General features: G+C 50.8%; 10 protein-coding genes. 5 read left to right on the top strand and 5 right to left on the bottom strand.

Features of this window, described 5'->3' with window-relative positions; translation table 11 throughout:
* The first annotated feature begins 16 nt into the window (after positions 1–16).
* Both A6A26_RS16720 and A6A26_RS16715 read left to right on the top strand, forming a co-directional pair.
* Entirely contained in the window at positions 17–904 is an 888-nt protein-coding gene (locus tag A6A26_RS16720; protein ID WP_063879778.1) for an RNase RNM, read from the top strand.
* A 9-nt stretch (positions 905–913) separates the two neighbouring features.
* On the top strand, positions 914–1,534 hold the full coding sequence (locus tag A6A26_RS16715; protein ID WP_063879777.1) for an L-threonylcarbamoyladenylate synthase: 621 nt from the start codon (positions 914–916) through the stop codon (positions 1,532–1,534).
* A 5-nt stretch (positions 1,535–1,539) separates the two neighbouring features.
* Here A6A26_RS16715 and A6A26_RS16710 read toward each other — a convergent pair whose 3' ends face one another.
* Complete coding sequence (locus A6A26_RS16710; RefSeq protein WP_063879776.1) at positions 1,540–2,181, bottom strand: hypothetical protein; 642 nt, start codon at positions 2,179–2,181, stop codon at positions 1,540–1,542.
* Between the two features lie 1,183 nt (positions 2,182–3,364).
* On the opposite strand from A6A26_RS16710, the gene rluB reads away from it, so the two are divergent.
* Positions 3,365–4,249, top strand: coding sequence for a 23S rRNA pseudouridine(2605) synthase RluB (gene rluB / locus A6A26_RS16705; protein WP_063879775.1), 885 nt, complete (start codon positions 3,365–3,367; stop codon positions 4,247–4,249).
* Positions 4,250–4,342: 93 nt separating this feature from the next.
* Here rluB and A6A26_RS16700 read toward each other — a convergent pair whose 3' ends face one another.
* From A6A26_RS16700 to A6A26_RS16690, 3 genes are all read right to left on the bottom strand, one after another.
* Positions 4,343–5,656, bottom strand: a complete 1,314-nt coding sequence (locus tag A6A26_RS16700) for a CitMHS family transporter (RefSeq protein ID WP_063879774.1) — start codon at positions 5,654–5,656, stop codon at positions 4,343–4,345.
* A gap of 545 nt (positions 5,657–6,201) precedes the next feature.
* On the bottom strand, positions 6,202–6,792 hold the full coding sequence (cobO, locus tag A6A26_RS16695) for a cob(I)yrinic acid a,c-diamide adenosyltransferase (RefSeq protein ID WP_063879773.1): 591 nt from the start codon (positions 6,790–6,792) through the stop codon (positions 6,202–6,204).
* Positions 6,792–7,553, bottom strand: coding sequence for a YciK family oxidoreductase (locus A6A26_RS16690; protein ID WP_063879772.1), 762 nt, complete (start codon positions 7,551–7,553; stop codon positions 6,792–6,794). Before A6A26_RS16690 ends, cobO begins: the two co-directional genes overlap by 1 nt.
* Positions 7,554–7,726: 173 nt before the next feature.
* On the opposite strand from A6A26_RS16690, the gene sohB reads away from it, so the two are divergent.
* Entirely contained in the window at positions 7,727–8,773 is a 1,047-nt protein-coding gene (gene sohB, locus A6A26_RS16685) for a protease SohB (RefSeq protein ID WP_063879771.1), read from the top strand.
* A gap of 27 nt (positions 8,774–8,800) precedes the next feature.
* On the opposite strand, the gene A6A26_RS16680 is transcribed toward sohB, so the two are convergent.
* Positions 8,801–9,049: a YciN family protein gene (locus tag A6A26_RS16680; protein WP_063879770.1), complete on the bottom strand. Its 249-nt coding sequence runs from the start codon at positions 9,047–9,049 to the stop codon at positions 8,801–8,803.
* Between the two features lie 369 nt (positions 9,050–9,418).
* On the opposite strand from A6A26_RS16680, the gene topA reads away from it, so the two are divergent.
* Positions 9,419–12,016, top strand: coding sequence for a type I DNA topoisomerase (gene topA / locus A6A26_RS16675; protein WP_063879769.1), 2,598 nt, complete (start codon positions 9,419–9,421; stop codon positions 12,014–12,016).
* Positions 12,017–12,031 lie beyond the last annotated feature (15 nt).

Here is a 12,031-nt window from a genome sequence, read left to right as displayed (position 1 = left end):
GCCAGCAGGAGTTGTTTTGAGCGATATCGCCCGTTTTCCGCTTTACGATCTTCATAGTCACACGCGGGCTTCCGATGGATTGTTGTCGCCGCAGGCACTGGTTGAGCGCGCAGTAGACATGCGCGTTGGGGTGCTGGCAATTACCGATCACGACACCGTCGCGGGTATCCCTGAGGCGCAGCAGGCCGTACTGAATCAGCAACTGCCCATAAAAATTTTAGCCGGTGTTGAGATTTCAACGCTGTGGGAAAACCATGAAATTCATATTGTCGGGTTAAACATCGACATCCAGCATCCGGTGATGACCCAGTTCCTTGCGGGTCAGTATGCGGCGCGACTGGAGCGCGCGCAGCGCATTGCTGAACGGCTGGATAAAGCGCAGATCCCTGACGCACTGGCAGGGGCGCAGCGCTTAGCCGAGGGGGGAATGATTACGCGCGGCCATTTTGCCCGCTATCTGGTCGATCTGGGCAAAGCGAATAACATGGCGCAGGTGTTTAAAAATTATCTGGCGCGGGGCAAAACCGGCTACGTCCCACCGCAATGGTGTACAATTAATCAAGCCATTGATGCGATTCACCATTCTGGTGGCTGTGCCGTGCTGGCACATCCGGGACGCTACGGATTGTCGGCTAAATGGCTAAAGCGCTTGATTGCCAGTTTTAGCGCTGCTGGCGGGGATGCGATCGAGGTCGCACAATGTCAGCAGGCACCCGCTGAGCGCACGCAGTTAGCGCAATATGCCAGAGATAACAATCTGGCTGCATCGCAAGGTTCTGATTTTCATCAACCCTGCCCGTGGATTGAGCTGGGCCGCAAATTGTGGCTACCTGCGGCGGTAGAACCGGTCTGGGAACGTTTTCCCGCAATGGCACCCGCAGTGGAATGTACGGAAAGGGGATAAGAGGTTTCTATGAGTCAACTGTTTCATATTCATCCAGATAATCCACAACCGCGCCTGATTAACCAGGCCGTAGAGTACCTGAATAAAGGCGGCGTGATTGTTTACCCAACGGACTCCGGCTATGCCCTGGGTTGTCGGCTGGAAGAGAAAGGAGCGATGGAGCGAATTTGTCGCATTCGTCAGCTGGACGGTCATCATAATTTCACGCTGATGTGTCGTGATTTATCTGAACTGTCTGTTTATTCTCAGGTGGGTAACAGCGCTTTCCGTCTGCTTAAAAATAACACGCCGGGTAATTACACGTTTATTCTTAAGGCGACGAAAGAAGTGCCGCGTCGTTTGATGAATGAAAAGCGTAAAACGATTGGATTACGCGTACCGTCGAATCCGGTAGCACTTGCCCTGCTTGAGGTGCTGAACGAACCCATGATGTCGACGTCGTTAATTCTGCCGGGTAATGACTTCACGGAATCTGATCCGGAAGATATTCAACAGCGTATTGGCAAGCAGGTCGATCTGATTATCGACGGTGGCACGCTTGGACAGCAGCCCACCACCGTCATTGATCTCACCAGTGATGCACCTGAAGTCGTCCGTGAAGGTGTGGGAGATGTGAAACCTTTTCTGTAACCCACTCAGGTTTTACGGGTGACGGGAATCGTCGCCTGTAACCAGTTTTTAAACTGGCCGTAAGGGATATAAAGTGAAACATCTTTTAAAATCACTTTCCCGCTACGGCCATTTTTAATTGCATCTGAGTAACCTACGATAACCCCACCCAACGTATCGTCGCTGTTATAGACGCCGCCGCCGGACATGCCCTGGACGACTCCCGCATTAGAGGCCATGGCAATACACGGGCTTTTATTCCAGGTATTACGTATCGCCGTGCGCGCCAGATTTACCCCTTTAGACTCAACGGGCAGCGCCGAAATATAGCTGTATCCGTACATTTTTACCGCATCGCCAATATCGGTGCTGCGGAATTGGGTTAGCGTATTTGGCGGATTCTTATGATAAATAATCGCGAGATCGCAATAAGGGTGATAAGACTTCACGCGCTGCACAGCAAATTTTGCCACGTGAGCGGCGGTAAGGCTGTAGTCTGGCGTTAAAGGAATGCTGGTGCCTAATGTACCTAAACCAAGAATGGTAGGGATACCTGTCACGCTCATATCAACGTGCTGCATCGCCGTACGGCTGTACTCAGTATGGCCCACAGAACAACCGCTCAGAGCCAGCGTCAATAACGCTGCGCACACAAACTGTTTTTGCATAGTGGTGTCTTCAGGTGAGCATGTCAGTAAAATCCCTGGTGAAGATTCAAGACATGCAAATTAAAGCTCATCAAGAGCCATATTAACGCAAATATTCCTGATGCGCCGGTGTATATATATTTAATAACAACCAGTTAGCGGTTTTTTCATACAGCGCCGTTTGAAACGTTGCGTCGTCTGTATGCTTATTAGATTAGGGCTGCTAAAAAGGTCGTATAATGGTTATCGGCTGAGATTGCCGCCAGTCCATTTTTTTTAATGTAAATTTATTGTAATGAGAGAGCGAATATCGACACAGCCGTCTGACCAAAAGTGAGTCGGTCAGATGGCATTATTTCGCACAGTATCCCGCAATAATTAAAATTGTACAACATATTTTTTCTTGTACAACTTTGTTGTGGGTTACTCTCTGAAATATCAAGTAAAGATGCGACGGAAAGCGGCGGTAAAGTGCGGTCAATGTGCAAAGCCCACCCTGCGGATGATTAAAAAAATAAATATTTGGCTTAAGTGTGGTTTTCTGCATTTTTAAATTAACTCAAATGACATTCCGCCTGTAAAAATAAAATTTTCTCACCAATATATTTTCACTGCTTTAGACAATTTCACTCGGCTTTTACTGTTATCGCGATAAACCTATAGCGTAGAAATCATTAAATACAAATCTTTTTAATGCGAATTCTCTAAGAAGGGTTAACGGTAAAATTATCTAAAACTGCTGCCGGTGAAACATTAACTTGAATTAAGTAACAAAGCGTTACTTTTTGCTGTTGAGGCAATTTATCGGTCATCAGTGCGCCATTTCACCACAATAAGGCAGGTAAAATTGATGAAACGTGAAGCTATAAAGCGTTTCCTGATGCTTTGCGCTTCACAACATGTCCTGTTGATGGCGAGGATAATCTCGATTCTTTAAGTACAGCGCGTTCATTATTATAATTATGCCTGCCGCTGATATCTGGCAGGGTCTGTTGCCAGACGAATGCGCGCCAGCGCTGCAGAAGGTGGATTCCATCAGGATAGCTGCCTGCCCGCGGTGCGTGTCAGGGCAACGCCATAATACGGGTTACATTACGAGGGACATCCTGTATAATGGGGCCAACAGGAAAATATAACCCATTGATTTTTAAGGTTAAATTCCTAATCCATCCGACGCCTGGGAAGGCGACAATGAGGTAGCTCCATGAGCGAAAAGTTACAAAAAGTCTTAGCGCGTGCTGGTCACGGTTCGCGTCGTGAAATTGAAACGATGATCGCTGCCGGACGCGTTAGCGTTGACGGTAAGCTTGCCACGCTTGGCGATCGCATCGAAAACAGCAAAGCCCTGAAGATCCGTATTGACGGTCATTTGGTTTCTATTGCGGAATCTGCAACGGAAGTCTGCCGCGTACTGGCCTATTACAAACCTGAAGGTGAACTCTGCACACGCAGCGATCCGGAAGGGCGTCCAACGGTCTTTGATCGACTGCCACGGTTGCGCGGTTCGCGCTGGATTGCCGTGGGTCGTCTTGACGTCAATACCTGCGGGTTGATGCTGTTTACCACAGATGGCGAACTGGCTAACCGCCTGATGCATCCCAGCCGTGAAGTGGAACGCGAATATGCGGTGCGCGTATTTGGTCAGGTTGATGACGACAAAATTCGGCAGCTCAGCAAAGGCGTGCAGCTTGAAGATGGCCCCGCCGCATTCAAAACGCTGCGCTTTGCCGGTGGTGAAGGTATCAACCAGTGGTACAACGTGACGCTGACCGAAGGACGGAACCGTGAAGTTCGTCGCTTGTGGGAAGCCGTGGGCGTCCAGGTGAGCCGACTGATGCGTGTTCGTTATGGCGATATCACGTTGCCAAAAGGCGTTCCACGCGGTGGCTGGATGGAGCTTGATCTGTCTGCGGTCAATTATCTGCGTAACATGGTGGGGATGGATGATGAAACCGTCACCAAACTGGCTGTCGAGAAAGACCGTCGCCGCACCAAGGCCAATCAGATCCGTCGGGCCGTGAAGCGCCACAGTCAGACCAGTGGCAGACCTGCCCGCCGTAATCCCGGCAGTAAGCGTAACGCAACCTGATATCGGTTTGCACCTCAGAACAGATTCATTAAAAAAGCCGCAACGATCATCGTTGCGGCTTTTTTGTTTTCTCACTGATCAGGTGACAACGGCTTACCGGTGAAACAGCGGAAACGCACAGGTAATTAACCCACCGGCCATCAGCACCAGGCTGATTAAAATTCCCCACTTAATGGCAAAACGCTGGTGGTCACCGATATCCACCTTCGCCAGACCGACCAGAAGATAGACCGACGGAACCAGCGGGCTCAGTAAATGGAAAGGCTGACCCACAATGGAGGCCCGGGCAATTTCCTCTGCGGAAATACCGTAGCTGGCAGCCGTTTGGGCAATCACAGGCAGGATGCCAAAATAGAAGGCATCGTTAGACATAAAAAAGGTAAAAGGCAGACTGATTAAGGCGGTAAACACGGCGAGATAGGGGCCAAAACTGTGTGGAATAAAGGCCAACAGGCTTTTCGCCATGGCATCCACCATACCGGTTCCCGAAAGGATACCGGTAAAGATACCTGCAGCGAAAATCAGCGCCGTCACGGCCAGCACATTACTGGCATGGGAACCAATACGGGCCTTTTGTTCTTCCAGCGTTGGATAGTTCAGCATCACCGCAATCGCGAAGGCCAGCATAAACAGGATCTGAATGGGCATGGCACCAACAACCAACAGGACCAGCAGCACCGTAGTCAGAACAAAGTTTGGCCAGAACATTTTAGGCCGACGATTGGCTGCACACTCTTCAGCATCACCCAGCCCCAACTCAATATTATCCAGATGATGGTCGCTGATGCTCATCACGCCCAGGCGTTTACGCTCCTGCAAGCCAAACATGAAGGCCAGGCCCACAAGGGCAACACAGGCGATAAAAATGGCAGGCAACATCGGTATGAAAATGTCGAGCGCGTCAATTCGCAACGCGGCAGCGGCACGTGCCGTTGGTCCGCCCCAGGGAGAGAGGTTCATGATGCCGCTGGCAAGGTTAACCAGACAGGTCATCGCCAGCACATTGATGCCCAGCTTACGGTAGAGGGGAAGGAACGCGGCAATAGCAATCATATAGGTGGTTGAGCTGTCACCATCCAGTGAGACCAGCAGCGTCAGTACCGCTGTACCTACCAGCACCTTAAGCGGATCGCCCCGCACGATTTTAAGAATAAAACGCACCAGTGGATCAAACAGGCCAGCATCAATCATCAGGCCGAAATAGAGAATCGAGAAGGTGAGCATGACGCCTGTAGGTGCCAGGGTTTTCACCCCATCCAGCATCATGGCACCCAGCCCCTGGTAGAAACCACCCAGCAAAGCGAACAGGGTGGGAATAAGAATTAGCGCTATCAGCGCTGACATGCGTTTGGTCATGATCAGATACATGAAACAAACAACCATCGTAAAGCCCAGTATGGTCAGCAAAATAACAGCCCTCTCATTGGCAAAAGTTATTCAATTGTTATCGAACAAGATAATAATTTATGGATTTACTTAGCGTGTTAAGGGTTAACCTCTTGTTTTGATTAACCATGCACAAAGAGATGATATTAAAGCTAAATTTTTTTTATCATTTTTTTAACATAAAAGAGTGATCCCGATCGGTTTTTGCGGCCGTTCACCGGGCATTATGTGATTGTGATCAATGACTGATGTAAATCATGGCGGTCAATTTCAGGTAACGGAACTGGAAAGGGCGCGTGAAGCGTAATCGAAAATTTACATTTATGGCTGGCAGGTTGGAGTAAACAGGCGCGTCAGAGATCGCATTTTTGCCGAAACCGACCCAACAGCGCGCTCGCGGCAAGCGGAATTCTGAGGTGCGACGGACGAGGGTTTAACGGTATTGGGCAAGAGGCTCATGTAACGATCGGGTGACAGGCTGACGATCAGGTTTACAGATTTATGCCGAAAAGATGCAGGTCAGACAGGCATCCCGTCTGACCTTTGCTGAATAGCATGTAATAAGGTTACCAGTCTATTCCCTGCTGGGCCTGAATACCGGCGTCAAAAGCATGTTTCACTGGCCGCATTTCCGTGACGGTATCAGCCATATCCAGCAGGGTGCGATGGCAACCACGGCCGGTAATAATCACGCTTTGCTGAGCAGGGCGCTGTTTTAGGGCAGTGACCAGCTCGTCAAGGGGCAGATAATCCATACTGACCATGTAGGTGATTTCATCAAGAATCACCAGATCCAGGCTGCTATCACACAGCATGCGCTTCGCATGCTGCCAGACGGCAAGGCAGGCATCGGTATCGGTCTGGCGATTTTGTGTCTCCCAGGTAAAACCGGTAGCCATCACCTGAAACTCAACACCGTGCTGTTCCAGCATGTTGCGCTCGCCATTTGGCCACTCACCCTTGATAAACTGGATGGCCGCGGCGCGCTTGCCATGTCCACAGGCGCGTAACGCGGTGCCAAAAGCGGCGGTGGTTTTGCCTTTGCCATTGCCGGTAAATACCATCAGGATACCTCTGACTTCACTGGCTGCGGCAATGCGGGCATCCACCTGTTCCTTTAAACGTTGCTGACGTTGCTGGTGGCGTTCGTCCGTCATTATTCAGCTGCTCCGGGTTTTCTGCCTGGCTGAGCATCAAAGCTCATACCGGTTTTACGGCGACTGTCGTCACCCATTAAATAGAGGTAGAGCGGCATAATATCGGCAGGCGTTTTAAGTTTACTGGCATCTTCTTGCGGAAACGCACTGGCACGCATTTTTGTGCGCGTGCCGCCGGGATTGATACAGTTGACGCGTAACGCGTGGTTTTTATATTCATCTGCCAGCACCTGCATCATGCCTTCGGTCGCAAATTTTGATACCGCATAAGCGCCCCATCCCGCACGACCGGTACGGCCCACGCTGGAGGTGGTGAAGACCAGCGATCCACTTTCTGATTTCAACAGCAGCGGTAGCAGGGCCTGGGTAAGGAAAAAGGTCGCATCAACGTTAATCTTCATGACCTGTTGCCAAACCTGCGGATCAAGGTCCGCCAGCGGCATGATTTCCCCTAAAATGCTGGCGTTATGTAATACGCCATCCAGATGCGAAAACTGTTGCGCCAGTTGCCCGGCCAGTTGATGGCACTGCTCTGGCGTTGCATCAGACAAATCAAATACCACCGAGTGCGCCGGGCGCTGATTCAACTGGCCAATCGCCTCTTTGGTGTGCTGCAGCTTTTCCGCGCTACGGCCCAGTAAGATGACTTCAGCCCCATAGCGAGCGTAGGTCAGGGCCGCTTCCCGGCCAATGCCGTCAGAGGCACCGGTGACAAGAATCAGGCGATTCGCGAGTAGATCATTTTTAGGTTGATAGTGCATGTTGGGAGCCTCCCGCAACGTGAGGGTTTCACGCTTTATGCCTCAATTCATGCCATGACGCAATTGGCAATAAGTACATTCTGTGCCAGGTGCTGGCATTTCAGGCGACGGGTCTGGATAAACCAGTTAAACTAACCGTTTGTCAGTAATCCTCTGTTTAATAAGGCGACACGATGGATCTTCTTTTGAGTTATGGACTGTTTTTAGCAAAAGCGGTGACGGCGGTGATTGCCATTGCAGCTATCGTAATGATTGTTGTTAACGCCGCACAGCGCAAACGTCATCAGAGTGGGCAACTCCGCCTGACGCGACTGGGTGATGACTACACCAAAATGAAAGAAGAGCTGCAGCTTGAGAAAATGAAACCTCAGGCTCAAAAGCTGTGGTTAAAAAACAATAAAAAGGCCGAAAAACAAAAGGCCAAAGCAGAGAAACGCGCAGCGAAGCAGGGCAACCAGGAAACCACTAAACCCACGCTTTACGTTCTGGACTTTAATGGCAGTATCGATGCCAGCGAAGTTAAGTCATTACGTGAAGAAGTGTCTGCGGTACTCGCTGTTGCTCAGCCGGGTGATGAAGTGCTACTGCGGCTGGAAAGCCCTGGTGGCATGGTACACGGTTATGGTCTGGCGGCGTCGCAACTGCAACGCCTGCGGGATGCCGGCTTAAACCTTACCGCTGCCGTTGACAAAGTGGCCGCCAGCGGAGGATACATGATGGCTTGTGTTGCCAGCCAGATCGTTTCCGCCCCTTTTGCGGTCATCGGCTCGATTGGCGTCGTGGCGCAAATCCCCAACTTTAACCGTCTGCTTAAGCGTAACGACATTGATGTTGAGCTACATACGGCGGGTCAGTATAAACGCACTCTGACGCTGTTTGGTGAAAATACGGAAGAAGGGCGGGAAAAGTTCCAGCAGGATCTGAATGAAACGCATCTGCTGTTTAAGCAGTTCGTGCATGAAATGCGCCCGTCACTGGATATTGACAAGGTGGCAACCGGTGAGCACTGGTACGGACGCCAGGCCCTGACGCTGGGCCTGGTCGATCGTATCTCTACCAGTGACGACCTTATTATTCAGCATATGGATAAATTTACCGTGCTCGGGGTTAACTATGTGCGCCGCCGTTCAAGGATTGATCGCCTGACTCATAGCGCGGGGCATGTCCTGGAACGCTTAATGCTGAAGTGGTGGCAACGCGGTGACAAACCGCTGTTATAAGGGAAACCCGGCCAAGGCCGGGTTTTTTTATATCAGGTGGTAGCGGGGCGACAGTTCAACCGCGAGGTGTTTAAAAAGATTAAAGACGGCAGTGGTTTTTGCCGTTGGCAGTCCTTGCGCATCCAAAAAATAGGGGCCACGGAAAACGAGGACATCACCCTGTTGACTGACCGCATCGGCTTTGATGTCGGCGAGATAATCATCATGTTGTACAAGCAGCGTATTGGCGATCTCCAGTATTGCCTGAGATGAAATACCCTGGGTCTGATTGTGCATGTGTCGGCTCCTTTTTGACAGTCTGTTAATTCTTTCTATATTACTTGCGTACCGCGTTGTTCGACAAACCGCCGTGAGGGGTAAAAAAGCGGCTTTACTCACAGCAGATGCTAATTAAGTTGCGTAACAGATTTTATCAGGTACAGTGTGGGCGTTTCAGATTCCAGGGATATTGCACCGGGAAGTGCGATTAAGTCAGGGAGAAAAAGCGATTTTTATCATAACGTTGCATGAGCTGTTTTCACTGACCAGAGATTGAGCCCCACGACCTGAAATGAAAAACAGGCGTAGCAAAAGTGAACTTCATGGGTTTTTGGGCATCCAATCCTCTCCCGTAGAGCAGGACGTATTCATTAGGTAAAGGTAAATATGGGTAAAGCACTCGTTATTGTTGAGTCCCCGGCAAAGGCCAAAACAATCAATAAATACCTCGGCAGTGGCTACGTGGTGAAATCCAGCGTGGGCCATATCCGGGATCTGCCGACCAGTGGTTCAACCGCCAAAAAAAGTGCTGAAACCTCGACAGATAAAAAAGTCAAAAAAGTAAAGAAGGACGAGAAGGCCGCACTGGTCAGTCGTATGGGCGTCGATCCCTATCACGGCTGGGAAGCGGACTATCAGATTCTGCCAAATAAAGAGAAAGTGGTTGCTGAACTAAAGGCTTTAGCCGAGAACGCTGACCACATCTATCTCGCAACGGACCTTGACCGCGAAGGGGAAGCCATTGCCTGGCACCTGCGGGAAGTGATCGGTGGCGATGACAAACGCTTTAGCCGCGTGGTGTTTAATGAGATCACCAAAAACGCGATTCGTCAGGCCTTTGAAACGCCGGGCGAGCTGAATATTGACCGTGTGAATGCGCAACAGGCCCGTCGCTTTATGGACCGTGTTGTGGGTTATATGGTTTCCCCTTTGTTGTGGAAAAAAGTCGCCCGTGGCTTATCGGCCGGTCGCGTTCAGTCGGTTGCCGTGCGATTAGTGGTCGAGCGCGAGCGCGAGATCAAAGCCTTCGTTCCTGAAGAGTACTGGGAACTCAACGCCAACCTGACCACACCGAAGGGCGACGACCTGGCGATGGAGGTCACCCACGCGGGTGATAAACCCTTCCGTCCGGTCAATCACGAACAGACACATGCCGCACTGGCGCTGCTTGAAAAAGCGCGTTTTGAGGTTACCGATCGTGAAGATAAGCCAACCAGCAGCAAGCCTGGCGCACCTTTTATCACCTCCACGCTGCAGCAGGCCGCCAGTACGCGCCTGGGCTTCGGCGTAAAAAAAACCATGATGATGGCACAGCGACTCTATGAAGCGGGCCACATTACCTATATGCGTACTGACTCGACCAACCTGAGTCAGGATGCGGTTTCCATGGTTCGCGGCTATATCGACGGCAATTTCGGTAAAAAATATCTGCCGGACAATGCCAATACCTTTGCCAGTAAAGAGAATTCACAGGAAGCGCACGAAGCGATTCGTCCTTCTGATGTAGAGGTGGTGGCCGATCAACTTAAAGACATGGAAGCGGATGCACAGAAGCTGTATCAGCTCATCTGGCGTCAGTTTGTTGCCTGCCAGATGACGCCTGCACAGTATGATTCGACCACGCTGACGGTAGCCGCGGGCGATTACAAACTCAAAGCGAAAGGGCGTACGCTGCGTTTCGATGGCTGGACCAAAGTTATGCCGGCACTGCGTAAGAACGATGAAGATCGCACATTACCGCCGGTTAACGTGGGTGATGAACTGAGTCTGCAGGCGTTGTTGCCAAGCCAGCACTTTACCAAACCACCGGCGCGCTTCAGTGAAGCTTCCCTGGTGCGTGAACTGGAAAAGCGCGGTATTGGTCGTCCGTCAACCTATGCTGCCATTATCTCCACCATTCAGGATCGCGGCTATGTCAGGTCTGAGAACCGCCGTTTTTATGCTGAGAAAATGGGTGAAATCGTCACCGATCGTCTGGAAGAAAACTTCCGCGAGCTGATGAATTACGATTTTACCGCGCATATGGAAAGCAGCCTCGATGAGGTCGCTAACAATCAGGCGGAATGGAAAGCGGTGCTCGATCGCTTCTTCTCTGACTTCAGTCAGCAGCTGGAACAGGCGGAAAAAGATCCCGAAGAAGGTGGGATGCAGCCTAACCAGATGGTATTAACGACCATCGACTGCCCAACCTGTGGCCGCAAAATGGGCATTCGCACTGCCAGCACCGGGGTTTTCCTTGGTTGCTCAGGTTATGCACTGCCGCCGAAAGAGCGCTGTAAGCAAACCATCAATCTGATTCCTGAAAATGAAGTCCTGAATATTCTGGAAGGCGATGATGCTGAAACCAATGCGTTACGTGCACGTCGCCGTTGCGAGAAATGCGGTACGGCCATGGACAGCTACCTGATTGATAACGGACGCAAACTGCACGTTTGTGGTAACAACCCTGAATGCGATGGCTATGAAATCGAAGAAGGCGAGTTCCGAATCAAAGGTTATGACGGTCCCATTGTTGAGTGTGAAAAGTGTGGTTCTGAAATGCACCTGAAGATGGGGCGTTTTGGTAAATACATGGCTTGTACCAATGATGAGTGCAAAAACACGCGCAAGATATTACGCAATGGTGACGTCGCGCCGCCGAAAGAAGATCCGGTACCCTTGCCTGAACTGCCGTGCGAGAAGTCGGATGCCTATTTCGTGCTGCGTGATGGCGCTGCAGGTGTCTTCCTGGCCGCCAACACGTTTCCAAAATCACGCGAAACCCGGGCACCCTTGGTTGAGGAACTGCAACGTTTCCACGATCGCCTGCCTGAGAAGTTGAAATACCTTGCTGAAGCGCCAGCGACCGATCCGGAAGGGAATAAAACCCTGGTCCGTTTTAGCCGCAAAACCAAACAGCAGTATGTTGCTTCCGAAAAAGAAGGCAAAGCCACAGGATGGTCAGCCTTCTATATTGACGGCAAGTGGCAGGAAGCGAAAAAGTAATTCCCCTAAAGGCCA

Origin of the sequence: Pantoea sp. OXWO6B1 (assembly GCF_001641135.1) — a bacterium.
Lineage (GTDB): Bacteria > Pseudomonadota > Gammaproteobacteria > Enterobacterales > Enterobacteriaceae > Pantoea > Pantoea allii.
This window is presented reverse-complemented; position numbering and strand designations above follow the sequence as displayed.

Coding starts and splice junctions, on each gene's coding strand:
- A6A26_RS16715 (WP_063879777.1), top strand. CDS start 914: ATGAGTCAACTGTTTCATATTCATCCAGATAATCCACAACCGCGCCTG.
- A6A26_RS16710 (WP_063879776.1), bottom strand. CDS start 2,181: ATGCAAAAACAGTTTGTGTGCGCAGCGTTATTGACGCTGGCTCTGAGC.
- rluB (WP_063879775.1), top strand. CDS start 3,365: ATGAGCGAAAAGTTACAAAAAGTCTTAGCGCGTGCTGGTCACGGTTCG.
- cobO (WP_063879773.1), bottom strand. CDS start 6,792: ATGACGGACGAACGCCACCAGCAACGTCAGCAACGTTTAAAGGAACAG.
- A6A26_RS16690 (WP_063879772.1), bottom strand. CDS start 7,553: ATGCACTATCAACCTAAAAATGATCTACTCGCGAATCGCCTGATTCTT.
- sohB (WP_063879771.1), top strand. CDS start 7,727: ATGGATCTTCTTTTGAGTTATGGACTGTTTTTAGCAAAAGCGGTGACG.
- A6A26_RS16680 (WP_063879770.1), bottom strand. CDS start 9,049: ATGCACAATCAGACCCAGGGTATTTCATCTCAGGCAATACTGGAGATC.
- topA (WP_063879769.1), top strand. CDS start 9,419: ATGGGTAAAGCACTCGTTATTGTTGAGTCCCCGGCAAAGGCCAAAACA.